Below are 14,312 nucleotides of genomic sequence, written 5' to 3'. Positions count from 1 at the left end.
GGCGGCGAGGGTGATCAGGCGACGCTGGGCGCGGGGGCGGTCCACTGGTTGTTGCGCATGAGCGTGTACTTGATGTCCACCAGCCGCGGGGCAATGGTCAGCGAGAGCTCTTCGGCCGGGTGGAGGCGGCCGGCCTCGTCCTGCTCGGCGCGCCAGACGCGGTAGTCGAGGTTGGGGTAGGCCGGGTTGATGCCGACCTCGCCCTTGGGCATCGTGCCGTTGAACGGGGCGACGATGTCCATGTGGTTCCAGTAGTTCCAGGCTTGCAACGCCTTGTGCTGGTCGAAGTAGAAGTAGAAGTCGGGGTAGCGGCCGAATGTGCGCAGTTCCCGGTGGATCAAGTGGCCGAGGAGCGGTCCGAGAGGCGTGGCCAGGGAGTCGAACTCCCAGCGCGTGTGGTGCCACGCTTCGGGGGCGTCGCCGGGCGCGAAAAGGCGGGCGGCTACGAGGTAGCTGATCCGTTCCACCAGGTATGTGCTCGCGTGGCTGGTGTCGATGGTCGGGTCGACCTGGTGGATGAGCGCCGCGAGCTGCTTCGGGCGGGGACGGAACCTCGCGAGGTTGAACCTGCCGGCCATGGCAGGGAAGGAGGCGAAAAGCATCTCCTTGTACAGCCAGTTGTTCAGCTCGCCGAGGTCGGCCAGGCGGCGGCTGCGGTGCGAGGCCGAGTGGAGCATCAGGTACTCGGCGACCGCTTCGAAGTACAGGTAGCCGAGGATCGGCAGGCGGGGGATCGTCTCGACGAGCAGCCGGAGGAACGGCTCGGCGTCGACCTGGGCCCCCTGGTACGCGACGGCGGCAGCGGTGGCGAGGAAGGTGGCCGAGTTCTTGATGCGGCCGACGACGGTCTCGCGCAGCTGGTGGCGCTCGCTCTTGCTCAGCAGGTATTCGAGGTGGCTGTAGATCTGCAGGTGGATGAGGCCGAGCCGCAGGTAGTCCACGCCCGCCAGCCCGCGATACGCCTGCGGCGGGGTGTCGATCTCGAAGATCAGCGGGGTGGGGACGCGGTCAGTGACACCGAGCTTGGCCAGGAAGGCCGGCGCCTCCTTCGTCAGCACGTAGGCGCCGAGGTTGTGCATACGGAAGCCCTGCTCGGTCGCGGTGAGCGGCGCGCAGTAGATGCTTCCGACGAGGCACCCGCCCGACGGGTAGAGGACTCCCTGCCGGTTGATCTCCTCCAAGGCGTGGGTGACGTGCAGCAGGTGGAGCTTGCCGCTGGCCCTCAGGGCCTCGAAGAGGGCATTCTGCCGCAGCAGGTGGCCGTTCGGGGTTTCCTCCGCGAGTCGTCGGTCCCAGTCCGCAGCCTGGGTGGCGAGCGGGTCGGAATGGTCGACCGAGGTAGGGATGAGTGTGGAGCCGAAGAAGGCGTGGGCGTCTGCCCAGAGGTGGTAGGCGTCGAGGAAGTCCATGGTCAGACCAGGCCCTTCTCGGCGAGCGCGTAGCGGACGGCCGCGGTGCCGCTGGCCCCTGCGAGGTAGGCCCGTTCGGAGGTGAGGACCAGGTCGAAGGCGAGCGCGCGCAGCTGGTCAAAGGCGGGCTCGCGTACGTACTGGGCGTCCGGCCACCACTTGAGTTTCGGCAGGCGGTAGCGGTCCAGGGCGTCGGCGGCCTTCACCACGTCGGTGATGCGCTCGGCCCGGGCGTGGTCGTGCTGGTCGTCTGCGGTGAACGCCTCGTACGGGACGTCGTGCAGGCGGATGGCGGTAGCCGCCTGAATGATCCGACGCGGTGTGGCGGTCAGGCCGAAGTGGCCCCAGACGGTGTCGGCGTTCGCGGCGAGCCAGATGGCCGCGCGGGCGCCGTGTCCGCGGTCGTCCTTGTCGTGGCGCCGCTGGCAGTCGTGTACGGCGGCGGCGAGGACGGCCGTGGCGGTGTCGATGTCGTCCAGACCGTTAGCCTCGGCGAGGACAGCGGCCAGCGCCGCTGTCCTCATAGCGTGCCGGACGCCGTGGAGCGACGTGTACAGACGGGGGTCGGCCCACCACCGGGTGGGCGGCCCGCCGTGCGTGAAGAGTTCCTTCGACTGTGGGCGTAACGCCAGATGCGGCTTCGGCGGGAGGTCGGGCCTGTTGTCGCTGATCCACTCGATGGTGGCGTGGTCCATGTGCTGGTGAAGCGGGAGCTGCCCATGGGCAGCCAGGTCGATCAGAGTTGCGGTCAACGGGGTCGTGCTCATTCGTGCCCACCCCCTTGGTGGTCTCCGCGGTGATGTTCCCTACCGGATGGGCGCGGCCTGCTGCTCGCGCTCCTTGCGCTCCTTCTCGGCCGCCTCGAAGGCGGCGGTGAAGTCGGCCAGCTCCTGCTCCGTCATCAAGGTCACGCCAAGTGCCGCGGCGACATCCGTGATCTTGGCTTCCGCCTCGGCTCGGGCGGCGTCCGGGGCGCCGTCCTCCAGCAGGACCTCGAACTCGGCGTGGTAACCCCACGCCTCACTCCACTTGACCGCGATCTCGACGCCGTCGAAGCGGAAGTTGTGGCGGAGGTTGAACGCCTCGTGCATCGCCGTCTCGAAGCCGAGGGCGTTGAACACCTTCACTGCGGCCGGGACGTCGTCGCGGGCGATGGGGAACTCGGTCTCGGCGAAGGCGGCACCCTGCCCGATCTTGCTTCCCTTGAGGGTGATCTTGGCCGTGCCGGCCGTGGTGCTGTCGGTGACCTTCAGGAGCTGGTCGGGGAGCACGTAGAAGTAGATGTGCTTGTCATCGGGGCCCAGGTCCTCTCCGTCCGCCTTCAGGCGGGTGACGAGCTGGTCGCGGACCTCCTTGGTGAAGCGGGCACGCATTTCGATCTCGACGGCCACGGGGCTGCTGCCTCCTCGTTTCAGACATGGCGAAGCCACCCGGACCCTGCCATGAGGGGGCCTGTCCGGTCGGGCGATCGCTATGGGGTTGGTGGTTGAGCACGGGTGATGCGGCCGATGCGGGTGCCGGCCGCATCACCCTGGTGTAACTGTGTGGGTCAGCCGAAGGCGCCGAAGCGCTCCTGGATGACACCCGAGTGCAGGTACGTCGGCAGCTGGACGCCCCCGACCGACGTGCGGCCGGTGGCGACCTGCTCTTCCGTCTCGCTGGGGAATCCCTCCAGTAGACGCAGGCACTGCTCGGCCCACTCACGCGACGCGGGCCAGTCGCCCAGGTCGCGGTGGCGCAGTGCCAGGGCGTACGCGGTCTCGGTGGCCGCCCACCGGTCGGTCGCCAGCTCACGCTGGAAGATCGACTCCAGTTCGTCGGTGGAGGCCAGGCGGGTCGGGTTGGTCATGGTGCCCTCTCGAATCAGACGGTCGTGCCCCAGTGGTGATCAACGCCTCGGCGTCCCCGCGGTGGCGCCGTGACCCGCTACTAGTACGTGTAGATCTCAGCCAGCGTCTTGTAGTCCTGCAGCTCGCTCTTGTCGAACCACAGCTCCACCTCCTGCTTCGCCTCCTCCGCGTTGCCGGAGGCATGCACGAGGTTCGCGACCGCCTTGCCCGAGGCGATGCTCGCCGCCGCGCTGTAGTGCGAGAAGTCGCCCCGCACCGTGCCCGCCGGGGCCTCGTTCGGATAGGTGCTACCGACGATCTTGCGGACTGTGGCGATGGCGTCGAAGCCCTCCAGCACGAGGGCGATGACCGGCCCCTGCTGCATGAACGTCGCCGTGAGGTTGTAGACCTCCGAACCCAGCCGTTCCTCCAGGTCGAAGTAGTGCCGGCGGGTGAATTCCTCGTCCATCCACTTCATCTTGGTGCCGACGATCTTCAGTGCGGCATCCTCGAAACGAGCGATGATCCTTCCTGCCAGGCCACGCGCCAGCGCATCGGGCTTGAGTAGGACGAGCGTGCGCTCGACAGTGTGTGCCTGAACCTCGGCCATTGACTCCCTTTCGCCTTGCCGGAAACCGAACGTGACGGGCAATCAGCCGTCACTGGCTGAGGTTACCGGCGCTGGCGGGGCGGTTTGGCCGTGCGGAGAGGCTCCGGATGCTGGACCCAACCCATGTGGTGCCGCCTTCTCGCCAAGCCGGGAGTCCCAATTCGGCCAACTTCCGTGTACCTGCTATCTGTCGGGGATGCGCACCTAAAATCTCCTTGTGGTCATCCGGCGCCTTCGCGCCTCACACACGCCTTCCAGGGACCCAGCCTGTGTCGGGTGATTCCTTCGCCCTGGTGAAAGTGATTCTTCCGGGGTTCTCCCTGCACGACCATGAAGTACCAGTGCAGTGGGAGTGCACTTTCGACACACGAGTTCCTGCACCGACAGCGGCGGCGAGGAGGGAGCGGCTTCGTGGACGTGATTGAGCGCTGGACCGGCCAGTACGCCTGCCTGCTGCAGGCCGCCCTACGTCTGAGCAACGAGCAGTTCGCCGCGAGGTTGGGCATTGGCGTGAGGACCGTTGCCGCCTGGCACGCTGACGAGAACGTCGTGCCCCGCAGGGAGATGCAGCAACTCCTCGACACCGCTCATGAACAGGCTTCCGATGCGGCACGGCAGCGCTTCGCTCTACTGCTGGCGAAGGGCCGGGCCTCGGACCTGACGCCCGTCGGCGCGCAGGTACTCCGCGTGGCCATCGCCGTGGTCCTCCGTGGCAGTGACGTCCTGCTTGTCTGCCGACGGGACGACGACGCCGTTGGAATCACGTGGCAGTTCCCGGCTGGGGTCATCAAGCCGGGCGGCCGGGCGGAAACCACCACCGTGCGGGAGACGCTGAACGAGACGGGTGTCCACTGCGCGGTCCGCCAGCACCTGGGGAACCGCCTCCATCCCGTCACCGGCGTGCTGTGCGAGTACTTCCTCTGCGAGTACCTGGCGGGTGAAGCCACCAACAGCGACGCGGCCGAGAACATCGACGTCATGTGGGTACCCAGAAACGCGGTGCCCCGATTCATCCCCGTCGATACGATCTTCCCACCCATCCTGGCCGTCCTGGAGGAGCCGACGTGACGCAGCAGAACACGGACGAGCGGCCGGGCATCGCGGCCGCCATCGTCGTGCACGAGGGGCGCGTGCTGATGGTGCGCCGACGGGTCAGCGAAGGACAGCTCTCCTGGCAGTTCCCGGCTGGCGAAGTGGAGCCCGGCGAGGCCCGCGAGGACGCCGCTGTGCGCGAGACCCAGGAGGAGACCGGACTGACCGTGGCGGCCGTGAAGCTGCTCGGCGAGCGCGTCCACCCGAAGACGGGCCGACTGATGTCGTACACCGCATGCGAGGTGCTGGCCGGTACCGCCCATGTCGCGGACACCGAGGAGCTGGCCGAACTCGCCTGGGTCGCCCTTGGCGAGATGCCGCAATACGTGCCGTACGGACTGTTCGAGCCGGTCCAGGAGTACCTGGATGGGGCCCTGGGCTGCTGAGGAGCGAAAGAGCGGCGAGCGAAGGACTGGGGCCATGACAGAGAAGACCTCCGCCACTGCGGACGGGTCGGCCGACCACAGCCACCGCCCAGCCGCTGAACCCGGTGTGCCGGTCATCCTGTGCAACGAGCCCGGCTCCTTCGCCTGGGGCGTCCTGGCCAAACGCCACCCGGCGCTGATCCAGCAGGTGCGCGACGCCTTCCCGTACGGCCGCTGGCAGCACGAGGCGCTCGACGCCCTGCTGGAGGAGATCACCAATGGCGTCGTCGAGCCGCTCGCCCCCTCGGAGCACGATCATGGGCAGTGGGCGGTCTGGGGAGGGGAGTACTTCGGGCGGTCGTGGTTCGACACCCCGTTCCTGTGGGCGGAGAGCTACTTCTATCGCAGGCTCCTCGGCGCCATCGAGTACTTCGGTACGGGCCCGTGGCAGGGAGTCGATCCTTTCGCTCCCTTCAAGCAGGCCGAACTCGGCAGTACAGCGGTTGACGAGGAGCTGCGCGCCCTGGACGCGCTGGCCGCCGCGTCGGCCGACGAGCGAGCGACGGCCTTGCTCCGCGCCTCCCTCTGGGGCAACCGCGCGGACCTCGGCTTCCGCGTCACGGAGGGCGAGGCGGTGGTCGGCGACGGTGCGGGTGACCTGGTGGCCGACGACAGCGCCGCGCTCTGGGAGCTCCTGCCCGCCGGAGTCGGCTCCACGGTCGCCGTGGTGGCGGACAACGCGGGGCGAGAACTGATCCCGGACCTGGTCCTCATCGACCACCTCCTCGTGCACCGTCACGCCGAGCGGGTCGTACTGCACGTCAAGCCCCGCCCGTACTACGTCTCCGACGCGATGACGGCGGACGTCGTCGACTGCCTCCGTCGCCTCACCCAGGCACCTGGCGTAGCCAGCGGGATCGGCGGGCGTCTCTGGGAGGCCATGGCGACCGGGCGGCTGGAGGTCCGTGCCCACCCGTTCTTCTGCGCGCCACTGCCGTACGAGGAGATGCCGGAAGACCTGCGGGAGGAGTTCGCAGGAGTCACGCTGACCATCCTGAAGGGCGACCTCAACTACCGTCGGCTTGTGGGGGACCGGATGTGGGACGCGACGACGCCGTTCGCGGACCTCACGGCGTACTTCCCGGGCGCGGTCGCGGCGCTCCGCACACTGAAGTCGGACGTTATCGCGGGGCTGGAGCGGAAGACGCTGGATGGTCTCGAACGGTCGAGGTCGGCTTGGCGTACCAGCGGTACTCACGCTCTGATCCAGGTTCGCCCGTAGCCCGGGGCGTGCGTTGAGCGGCCAGGCGCTGTCTGCCCGGCCGCTCGGTCGTTCATCGGCTGCCCACCAGATGGGTCAGGGGACCTACCTGCTGCGTGTTTTGGGGGCCAGCGCATCTCGGGACGCCCCCGGACCTCGCCGAACATGGGCGCGGTATACGTCGGCTCGGTGAAGCGGAACGGGCGGCCATTCCGGTGGTCATGGCCTGCTGGCCTTTGCTGAGGTGTCGGCGACGCAGGTTGCCGTCGAGGACGACGGCAACGGGGTTGCGGCCGTCGAGGAGGACACCGTCGGCGTCGATGACGATCGGCTTGTTGGCTTCGTTCACGTGAAGTTAGCAGCGTTTGGTCAGTGGTTTGGGCAGCAGTTGGCGATCTTGAATGCTGTAGATGCTCACGAGAAATGGTTCTGGCTCACTTTCCGTGGAGCATGCACGCTGAGTGACGGTTGTCGCGCGAGCGAGCCCTGGGGAAGTTGCCCAGAATTGAGCCGTACCGGGTGCGGTGTGGCTGACAGTTCGGCCCGTGGAAGAAGTGGTGCTCCGGCTGGCGGAGTTGCTGTTCCCGTCGATCGCCGATGTGGCGGTGCTGTCGGTCGACGTGAACGACGAGGCGGTACAGATAGAGGCCCGAAGCACGGTGGCTGGGGCCGTCTGTCCCGACTGTGGGAGCTGGTCACGGCGGATTCACAGCTCCTACCGGCGCTTTCCCGCTGATGTTCCCAGCGGAGGCAGGCGGGTCGCACTCTGTTTACGCGTCCGGAGGTTCCTCTGCCCGGTCATCCCGTGCGGACGGCGGACCTTCGCGGAACAGCTGTCAGGGTTGACCCGTCGTTACGGCAGGCGGACCGAGCGGCTGCGGTCGACGTTGGCCGCGGTCGGCCTCGCGCTCGCTGGCCGGGCCGGTGCCCGACTGGCCAGAGTCTTCGGAGTGCCTGTCAGCCGCAGCACACTGCTACGGCTGGTCGAGGCATTGCCCGACCCTCAGGTTCCGGCCCCACGGGTGGTCGGGGTCGACGAGTATGCGACCCGCAAGGGTCGCAACTACGGGACCATCCTGGTCGACGTTGAAAGCCGGCGGCCGGTGGACCTGCTGCCCGACCGGGAGGCGTCCAGCTTGGCCGCCTGGCTCGCAAAACGGCCAGGGATCGAGGTGGTCTGCCGGGATCGCGCACCATTCTTCGCCGAAGGCGCCACCGTCGGGGCACCCCAAGCGGTCCAGGGGGCGGACAGGTGGCATCTCTGGCACAACCTGAGCGAGGCTGCCGAGCGATGCGTCGCCGACCACCGACGCTGCCTGCGGGTTCTGGCACCCGATCATGCCCAACCAGCCCCCAAGCCCGACAAGGTCCAAGACCCGACCGGCTCGCCCTGGCCCACCGGCCACCGCTTCGCTGACCGCACCCGCGCCAAGCACGCGACCATCCACGAACTGCTGGCCGGCGGGCTCTGAGCTGCCCCGAGTTTCGTAGAGTCTGGTGATCTTGTTCAGGCGGACTGCGGGGTGGCTTCCTGTTGTCGACGCCAGGCGCGTTCGTACTCGGCGGGCGGTACGTAGTCGAGGGCTGAGTGGAGCCGTTCCTCGTTGTACCACGCGACCCACTGGAAGATCGCCCGCTCGACCTGGTCGACGTCCCGCCAAGGGCCCTGCATCTCGATCAGCTCGGCCTTGAAGGTGCCGTTCAACGCCTCGGCCATCGCGTTGTCATAGCTGTCCGCGACCGAGCCGACCGAGGCCGAAGCCCCGATCTCGGACAGCCTCTCGGTATACCGAATGGATACGTACTGCGACCCGCGGTCGCTGTGATGAATGAGGCCGGAGCCCTTCTTGATCCTCCGCCTCCACAACGCCATCTCCAGGGCATCCAACGGCAGTTCAGTCCGCATGTGGTTCGCGACCTGCCAGCCGACGATCATCCGCGAGTACACGTCCAGGACGAACGCCACGTACGCCCAGCCGGACCAGGTGCGCACATACGTCATGTCCGCCACCCACAGCTGGTCCGGCCGCGAGGCGGTGAAATCCCGGTCGACCAGGTCCGGCGGGCGGGGCGCCGACGGCTCCGGCACGGTGGTCCGCCGCCGCTGCCCGTGGATCACGCCCTCCAGGCCCAGCTCGCCCATCAGCCGCTCGACGGTGCAGCGGGCCACCACCACACCCTTGCGCCGCAGCGCACGGGTGATCCGCCGAACCCCATAGGTGCCGCCGGACTCGGAGTGAACCTGCTCGATCAGTGGCATGAGCTGCTCGTCACGGAGCCGGCGCGCGGACTTCGGCCGCTTCTTGCGGGCGTAGTAGGCGGACTCGGACCAGCCGAGCACCCGGCATACGGGCCCGACCCCGAAGCCGTCTTCTTTCAGGCTGTCGATCACCTGGTCGGCCTCGTCCGGGGACGGTCGAGCTCCCGGGCAAAAAGCGCACTCGCCGCTTTGAGGATCTCGTTCGCCCGCCTCAACTCCGCTACTTCCTTGCGAAGTTGCTTCAGCTCCTCGTGCTCTGCGGTGGTCAGCCGGTCGTCGCGTTTGCCGCTGTCCGCCTCGGCCTGGCGGACCCAGCCGCGCAGGGCCTCCTTGTGGATGCCCAGGTCCTTCGCGACATGCGCGATCGGACGGCCGGTGGTGCGGACTTCGCGGACGGCCCGCTCGCGGAGTTCGTCCGGGTACTTACGTGGTGCTGGCACTGCTCGTGGTTCTCCTTCGGGCCAGGATCATAAGCCTGGCTTCAGGGACTCCACGAAACCGGGGTCAGCTCACCCGATCATGCAGCAGTCCCGAACGTTCGACGTGGTCAGTGGCGGGATCCGGCCCTCGGCCAGGAGACCTTCGGCGAGTACGCCAGCCGCTGGTACGAGGCCCAGGACCTGGCTGCCTCCACCATGCAGAACTACAAGCGCCACATCGAGGAGCACCTCCTCCCCGAGTTCGAGGACAAGGCACTCGCCGGCATCCTGCGCACGGACGTCGACCTGTGGGAGAAGAAGGAGAAGGCCCTCTACGCGGCATCCAGCGTCAAGGCCTGGCGCTCGACGCTCCACCTGATCTTCGAGGACGCGATCGACGAGGGCCTGATCACGTCCAACCCGGCCGCTCGGCGGCGCGGACGGGGTAAGCGCACCGGCCGCTCCCGAGACCGTGGTCCGGAGAAGGTGGTCACCGACGCGCTCGGCATCCTGCTGACCGCCGAGCGCGCCGCCCTGCTCTCCGGCCGTGACGACGAGTTCGTCGCCGTGGTCCTCAAGGGGTACACCGGCATGCGCTGGGGCGAGATCGTCGGCCTGGAGACCGCGTTCGTCCGCCCGGGAGCCGTCCGTGTCGAGTGGCAGCTGTACGAGCTGGACACGGGGGAGTTGGTGCGTTGCCCGCCGAAGGACGACAGCTACCGCACCATCGACTCGATGGACTGGCTGCCCGCGCTGGTCGCCAACCACATCGCCCGCACGAAGCCCAAGCCGTGCCCCTGCCACGGCAAGACCTACGTCTTCCGAGGGCAAGGTGCGGCGCGCACGGGCGGTCACCAGGGCGCGAAGCTCGTCGACGTCGCCCGTCGTGCCGCCGTTTTCGACCGGCACGGTGTCCAACGTCCTCAACCAACCCGAACGCGTCACCGAGGCCACGCGAGAGAAGGTCGAGCAGGCCATCGCGGACCTCCGGTTCGTACGGGGCGGCGTCGTGCCGGAGCATGCCGCCCACTGGCGCAGGAACCGTTTCGCAACCTGGCTGTTCACGCCGGCGGTCTCCGGCTGGTACCCGAAAAAGGCGCCGCAGGAGCCACGGCCGGTGCCCTTGCTCGGCGAGCCTTGGCCTGGCGTCCCGGCTCGGGGGCGAGGGGCCAGCGACCGGGCCGACGCCTGCTGGCTCCCGATAGCCAAGGGACTTGCGCCCCACGGCCTTCGCCACACCCACCGGACGATGATGGAGGACCTGGGAACCGAGAAGGTGCTCATGGACGAACGTATGGGCCACATCGACGGCTCGGTCTCGGCATGCTACGCCCACGTCACCCCAGGCATGCGGAAACGCCTCATGCTTGGCTTGACCAAGCAGTAGGAGGCGGCGCTCGACGCCCGACTGGTGATGTATCCGACGTCACCAGTGCGCGTGCTAAACGATCTACTGCGCACGCGCGCGCTCGTCGCCCGATAACCCCATGAGGGCCTGCAGCGGTGCTGCAGGGCCTCGCCGTCATACCAGGATCACGCGGCCCGTTCATTGAATTGAGCGGCAGCTTGTCCACCCAAGTGGTTGCGGGCGCATGGAAGCCGTCCGGTGTTCGGCGTCCGTGTCGAAAGCTGAGCCTCGCGGGCAAGGAAGCCGGCAGCGCAGAAGTCTCTGGACGGGATCGGATCAAAAAGCCTTGAGAGGCAGGCTGACCAGGAAGCGGGCAAGTCGGCCTAGTCAGCGGGGTGCAGACGTCGACAGTGTGCCCCCGCCTGGGAAGTAGCCCCGGAGCGAGTGAGCCTGAGACGATCGAGGCATCGACGCGGGCGGACTGAGCCCAAGTTCCTGCGTAAGCAGCGCAGTTGGACTGTCGAATCTCTGAACTCACTTCTGGAGCGGCAGCATGTCCAGTTCACCTTCGAGCGACAGCGACTTCGCCACAGTCATCTTCTGTTTCACGGGTTACCGCCAAGAGCGGTGGACTGCGCCGCCGGTGCTGGTCGTGATCGTCGTACTCGTGTGGGCGCTGGCTGCTCACGCTGGTCCTGACCGAGTGGTTCCGGGCACCGTCGCAGTACTAGCCGCAGCCCTGGCCGACTTGCTGGTCGGCCGTCGTTCTGCATGTGCCTGGGCGCAACAGAGCAGGTAGTCGTGGGCCGGCGCGCCAAGGGCCCCGACGTGGGCGCGGGGCCCCGACTGCTTGAGCTGGTGAAGTACCTGCGTGAGCTCAAGGCCACAAGCCGCCTCACTTACCGCGAGATGGCGGGGCGTACGGGGCCAAAGCCGTATTACTGCGGTGCTTCGACGCTCAGCCAAGCAGTAACCGGTGCTCGACTTCCCCGGCTCCAGGTTGTGGAAGCCTACGCTCGCGCAGCTGGTAGCCGCGCCGACCAGGAGGCGCGTCAGCGCCGTGTGGGACGAGCGCGTCAACTATGGAAAGCTGCGGCCATTGAGCAGGCGCGTCCCCTTCGGGCAGGCCGTGGGCGCCGGCTCCGGCAGATCCGTACGTCAGAGGCACTCGGCCAGGGCCTAGCGAGGCTCCGCGCGCGTGCAGGCCAGCCGTCACTGCGTGAGATCGAACGGGAGACCGCTGCTAGTGGCCACCGCGTCCCGCGATCGACGTGTCAGTTGATCTTTGCTGGCCGCGTCCTGCCCACCTCGGAGCAGTTGACTGCCCTCCTGAACGCCTTCGCTGTCACCGAAGCTGCTTCCTTGGGCTGGCGTATCGCGCTTAATCGCATTGTGACAGGCATGTACCCAGTGCCGACCTGGCCTGCTGGGTGTGTGTGCCCGGACGGGGACCCCTCCGTAATTGGGTTCCTGGAACGTCGTGATCGCGACGAGAGGATCAAGCGAAAGACTGGGCAACTCCGCCAGGACGAGGACTACGACGAATGGCTGGAGGCGCGTGCGGCCAGGGCGTTCCACCGGCGCCGATGGGACTATCTGGACGAGGACGAGCTGGATCACTTTGAGCGGGCGGGTGGTCCACCTTGCTCGACGGGTCTGGATGGCATTGCGGAAGGCCGCCAGCAAGCAGTGATCGAGTAGGGCAGCCAGGACGCTGGGGAGCCGATGTCGGAAGTCGGCTCCCAAGTGGCTCCCAAAACGGCCCCCGGAACCACTCAGGGGCCGACCCGCTAAGCGGATCAGGCCCCTGACCTGGTACTACGGCGTCGGGGTGGCGGGATTTGAACCCACGACCTCTTCGTCCCGAACGAAGCGCGCTGCCAAGCTGCGCTACACCCCGGTGTCGCCCGTTGTCCCGGCGACGTCGTTTACTTTAGCCCACCGGCGGCCGGAGACGAAATCCGGTTTCGGGTGGGCGTCCGGCCACCGGCCGGGCCCCCGCTCCCCGCCCGGCGGCCCCTGCTCACCGCTCACCGCATCACCGCATCACCGCCCGGCGGCCGCGGCCCGGCCGCCGGGCGGGGAGCGGGTCAGGGGCGGGGCGTCAGGGTGAGCAGGGTGGCCTCCGGGGGGCAGGCGAAGCGGACCGGGGTGTAGCGGTTGGTGCCGCAGCCGGCCGAGACGTGGAGGTAGGAGGTGTGGCCGCCGGCCTTGTGGGTGGACAGGCCCTTGACGCGGTCCGTGTCCAGGTCGCAGTTGGTGACGAGTGCGCCGTAGAAGGGGACGCACAGCTGGCCGCCGTGGGTGTGGCCGGCCAGGATCAGCGGGTAGCCGTCGGCCGCGAAGGCGTCCAGGCAGCGCAGGTACGGGGCGTGGACGACGGCCAGCGAGAGGTCGGCGTCCGCCTCGGGGCCGCCCTCGATCTTGCCGTACCGGTCCCGCTTGATGTGCGGGTCGTCCAGGCCGGCGAAGGCCAGCTCCAGGCCGTCCAGCTTGAGGCGGCCCCGGGTGTTGGTGAGGTTCACCCAGCCGGCGGTGTCGAAGGCGTCCCGGATGAGCTCCCACGGGTTGTGGACGGCGCCCTCCACGGGCGGGTTGCCGTTGAGGCCGTGCCGGCCCTGCACCTTCTCCAGCAGGTAGCGGGCGGGGTTGCGGAGCTTCGGGCCGTAGTAGTCGTTGGAGCCGAAGACGTACACCCCCGGGAACTCCAGGAGCGGGCCCAGCGCGTCGAGGAGCTCGGGGACGCCCTCCGTGTCCGAGAGGTTGTCGCCGGTGTTGACGACGAAGTCGGGGCGGAGGCCCGCGAGGGACTGGAGCCACCGCTGCTTCTTGCGCTGTCCGCTCACCATGTGGATGTCGGAGATCTGCAGGACGCGCAGCGGTCGGGCGCCCTGGGGCAGGACCGGGACGGTCACCCGGCGGAGGCGGAACGAGCGGGCTTCGTAGCCGGCCGCGTAGGCCAGGCCGGCGGCGCCCAGTGCTGTGATGCCGAGGGGTACTCCGTATCGCGCGCGCATGTGTCCATGGTCGCAGACACGGGCGGCCGGCACGACGCCCCCGGGAGGCGGGGGCGGGGCAGCGGGCATGGAAGCGAAGGGTGTTCCGGCGGGGCGGCCCGGAAATGTGTGCGCGGCTCGGCGGCCCCACCTGTCATGCTTGCCGTATGACCACGCTCAAGGCCCGACTGCAGGAAGACCTCACCGAAGCCATCAAGGCGCGCGACGAGCTGCGCTCCTCGACCATTCGGCTCACGCTCACCGCCATCGCCAAGGAGGAGGTCGCGGGCACTCAGGCCCGTGAGCTCTCCGACGACGAGGTGCAGAAGGTGATCGCCCGTGAGGCGAAGAAGCGCCGTGAGGCGGCTGAGGCGTTCGAGCAGGCGGGGCGTGGAGAGCAGGCGGAGCGGGAGCGGGCCGAGGGCGTCATTCTCGACGTGTACCTGCCGAAGCAGCTGACCGACGAGGAGCTGCGGGACATCGTCGGCCAGGCGATCGACGAGGCCAGGGCCGCGGGCGCCGAGGGGCCGCGGGCGATGGGCGCCGTCATGAAGATCGTCAACCCGAAGGTGGCCGGCCGTGCCGAGGGCGGGCGGGTCGCCGGTGCGGTGAAGCAGATGCTGGCCCAGGGGTGATCACCCCGCGCTGCTGACGCCGTGCGCGGTTCGCGCGCGGCGGGTACGCGGGCCCCGCACGAGGGACGCGGAAGGGCGGCCGCCTGTT

13 protein-coding genes, 1 tRNA gene and 2 pseudogenes are annotated in these 14,312 nt (G+C 68.3%); 8 read left to right on the top strand and 8 right to left on the bottom strand.

Going from position 1 to position 14,312, the window contains the following annotated elements:
- Positions 1 to 14: 14 nt before the first annotated feature.
- The 5 genes from L6E17_RS17990 to L6E17_RS17970 all read right to left on the bottom strand — a co-directional run bounded on the left by L6E17_RS17990 (position 15) and on the right by L6E17_RS17970 (position 3,848).
- Positions 15 to 1,409: a hypothetical protein gene (locus L6E17_RS17990; protein ID WP_236241784.1), complete on the bottom strand. Its 1,395-nt coding sequence runs from the start codon at positions 1,407 to 1,409 to the stop codon at positions 15 to 17.
- 2 nt (positions 1,410 to 1,411) lie between these two features.
- The gene (locus L6E17_RS17985) at positions 1,412 to 2,176 is read right to left on the bottom strand and encodes a hypothetical protein (protein ID WP_236241783.1); all 765 of its coding nucleotides are present in this window, start codon (positions 2,174 to 2,176) and stop codon (positions 1,412 to 1,414) included.
- Between the two features lie 39 nt (positions 2,177 to 2,215).
- Positions 2,216 to 2,800, bottom strand: a complete 585-nt coding sequence (locus L6E17_RS17980; protein WP_236241782.1) for a hypothetical protein — start codon at positions 2,798 to 2,800, stop codon at positions 2,216 to 2,218.
- A 158-nt stretch (positions 2,801 to 2,958) separates the two neighbouring features.
- Positions 2,959 to 3,258, bottom strand: coding sequence for a hypothetical protein (locus L6E17_RS17975; protein WP_236241781.1), 300 nt, complete (start codon positions 3,256 to 3,258; stop codon positions 2,959 to 2,961).
- 80 nt (positions 3,259 to 3,338) lie between these two features.
- Positions 3,339 to 3,848, bottom strand: coding sequence for a nucleoside-diphosphate kinase (locus tag L6E17_RS17970; RefSeq protein WP_236241780.1), 510 nt, complete (start codon positions 3,846 to 3,848; stop codon positions 3,339 to 3,341).
- A 411-nt stretch (positions 3,849 to 4,259) separates the two neighbouring features.
- Between L6E17_RS17970 and L6E17_RS17965 the strand changes: the two genes are divergently transcribed.
- From L6E17_RS17965 to L6E17_RS17950, 4 genes are all read left to right on the top strand, one after another.
- Positions 4,260 to 4,916, top strand: a complete 657-nt coding sequence (locus tag L6E17_RS17965; RefSeq protein ID WP_236241779.1) for an NUDIX hydrolase — start codon at positions 4,260 to 4,262, stop codon at positions 4,914 to 4,916.
- Complete coding sequence (locus L6E17_RS17960; RefSeq protein WP_236241778.1) at positions 4,913 to 5,326, top strand: NUDIX hydrolase; 414 nt, start codon at positions 4,913 to 4,915, stop codon at positions 5,324 to 5,326. Before L6E17_RS17965 ends, L6E17_RS17960 begins: the two co-directional genes overlap by 4 nt.
- Before the next feature lie 34 nt (positions 5,327 to 5,360).
- Entirely contained in the window at positions 5,361 to 6,587 is a 1,227-nt protein-coding gene (locus L6E17_RS17955) for a damage-control phosphatase ARMT1 family protein (protein WP_236241777.1), read from the top strand.
- Between the two features lie 524 nt (positions 6,588 to 7,111).
- Positions 7,112 to 8,038 carry an ISL3 family transposase gene (locus L6E17_RS17950; protein ID WP_236241776.1) on the top strand — a complete coding sequence of 309 codons (927 nt, stop codon included), beginning with the start codon at positions 7,112 to 7,114 and terminating at the stop codon, positions 8,036 to 8,038.
- A 35-nt stretch (positions 8,039 to 8,073) separates the two neighbouring features.
- Here the strand turns inward: L6E17_RS17950 and L6E17_RS17945 are convergent.
- Positions 8,074 to 9,266 (bottom strand): IS3 family transposase gene (locus L6E17_RS17945; RefSeq protein ID WP_374109080.1). Its coding sequence is split into 2 segments (ribosomal slippage): positions 8,074 to 9,002 and positions 9,002 to 9,266, totalling 1,194 coding nucleotides; the frame shifts between segments, so codons are not numbered across the junction.
- Positions 9,267 to 9,365: 99 nt separating this feature from the next.
- On the opposite strand from L6E17_RS17945, the pseudogene L6E17_RS17940 reads away from it, so the two are divergent.
- From L6E17_RS17940 to L6E17_RS17930, 3 genes and pseudogenes are all read left to right on the top strand, one after another.
- Positions 9,366 to 10,728: pseudogene (locus L6E17_RS17940) on the top strand (LacI family DNA-binding transcriptional regulator); the annotation flags it as partial.
- Positions 10,729 to 11,364: 636 nt separating this feature from the next.
- Positions 11,365 to 11,613, top strand: a pseudogene (locus L6E17_RS30600) (helix-turn-helix domain-containing protein); the annotation flags it as partial.
- Between the two features lie 258 nt (positions 11,614 to 11,871).
- The gene (locus L6E17_RS17930) at positions 11,872 to 12,294 is read left to right on the top strand and encodes a hypothetical protein (protein ID WP_236242148.1); all 423 of its coding nucleotides are present in this window, start codon (positions 11,872 to 11,874) and stop codon (positions 12,292 to 12,294) included.
- A 125-nt stretch (positions 12,295 to 12,419) separates the two neighbouring features.
- On the opposite strand, the gene L6E17_RS17925 is transcribed toward L6E17_RS17930, so the two are convergent.
- Positions 12,420 to 12,493 (bottom strand) — tRNA-Pro (locus L6E17_RS17925).
- 190 nt (positions 12,494 to 12,683) lie between these two features.
- Entirely contained in the window at positions 12,684 to 13,610 is a 927-nt protein-coding gene (locus L6E17_RS17920) for a metallophosphoesterase (protein WP_236241775.1), read from the bottom strand.
- 146 nt (positions 13,611 to 13,756) lie between these two features.
- Between L6E17_RS17920 and L6E17_RS17915 the strand changes: the two genes are divergently transcribed.
- Positions 13,757 to 14,224: a GatB/YqeY domain-containing protein gene (locus L6E17_RS17915; RefSeq protein WP_236241774.1), complete on the top strand. Its 468-nt coding sequence runs from the start codon at positions 13,757 to 13,759 to the stop codon at positions 14,222 to 14,224.
- Positions 14,225 to 14,312 lie beyond the last annotated feature (88 nt).

Origin of the sequence: Streptomyces sp. CC228A (assembly GCF_021390935.1) — a bacterium.
Taxonomy (GTDB): Bacteria; Actinomycetota; Actinomycetes; order Streptomycetales; family Streptomycetaceae; genus Streptomyces.
Note: the sequence above shows the minus strand (reverse complement) of the source record. Positions and strands in the feature narration are given on the sequence as shown.

Excerpts from the sequence above, each read along its gene's own strand:
- L6E17_RS17985 (WP_236241783.1), bottom strand. The coding sequence starts at position 2,176 with ATGAGCACGACCCCGTTGACCGCAACTCTGATCGACCTGGCTGCCCAT.
- L6E17_RS17955 (WP_236241777.1), top strand. The coding sequence starts at position 5,361 with ATGACAGAGAAGACCTCCGCCACTGCGGACGGGTCGGCCGACCACAGC.
- L6E17_RS17975 (WP_236241781.1), bottom strand. The coding sequence starts at position 3,258 with ATGACCAACCCGACCCGCCTGGCCTCCACCGACGAACTGGAGTCGATC.
- L6E17_RS17920 (WP_236241775.1), bottom strand. The coding sequence starts at position 13,610 with ATGCGCGCGCGATACGGAGTACCCCTCGGCATCACAGCACTGGGCGCC.
- L6E17_RS17915 (WP_236241774.1), top strand. The coding sequence starts at position 13,757 with ATGACCACGCTCAAGGCCCGACTGCAGGAAGACCTCACCGAAGCCATC.
- L6E17_RS17990 (WP_236241784.1), bottom strand. The coding sequence starts at position 1,409 with ATGGACTTCCTCGACGCCTACCACCTCTGGGCAGACGCCCACGCCTTC.
- L6E17_RS17970 (WP_236241780.1), bottom strand. The coding sequence starts at position 3,848 with ATGGCCGAGGTTCAGGCACACACTGTCGAGCGCACGCTCGTCCTACTC.